Here is a 438-nt window from a genome sequence, read left to right as displayed (position 1 = left end):
ATCCACCCCTTTGCGCTTCACTCCGGCCGGTATGCGCCTATTGCAACTGGCGCGTGAGCTGTTGCCGCAGGTTGCCGCCGCCGAACGTGATCTGGTACGGATTATCGAAGGCGCAGCGGGCGAACTCAGACTTGCCGTCGAATGCCACACCTGCTTCGACTGGCTGATGCCTGCCATGGGCGAATTCCGCCCGTTATGGCCGCAAGTTGAATTGGACATCGTTTACGGTTTCCAAGCCGATCCGGTCGGGCTGCTGCTGCAACACCGCGCCGACCTTGCCATCGTTTCCGAAGCCGAGCCGCTCAACGGCATCAGCTACCGCCCTCTGTTTGCCTATGAAATGGTAGGTATCTGCGCAGAAGACCACCCGCTTGCCGACAAAGACGTTTGGGAAGCGGAAGATTTTATCGACGAAACCCTGATTACTTATCCCGTCCC

1 protein-coding gene is annotated in these 438 nt (G+C 58.4%); it reads left to right on the top strand.

Annotation, left to right across the window (positions count from 1 at the left end):
• A partial coding sequence (locus tag ACTHTS_RS11300; RefSeq protein ID WP_440370093.1) for a LysR substrate-binding domain-containing protein occupies positions 1-438 on the top strand: 438 nt, incomplete at both ends.

It is taken from the genome of Neisseria sp. P0019.S003, from assembly GCF_051957115.1.
In the GTDB taxonomy this organism is placed as follows: Bacteria; Pseudomonadota; Gammaproteobacteria; order Burkholderiales; family Neisseriaceae; genus Neisseria; species Neisseria flavescens_D.
This window is presented reverse-complemented; position numbering and strand designations above follow the sequence as displayed.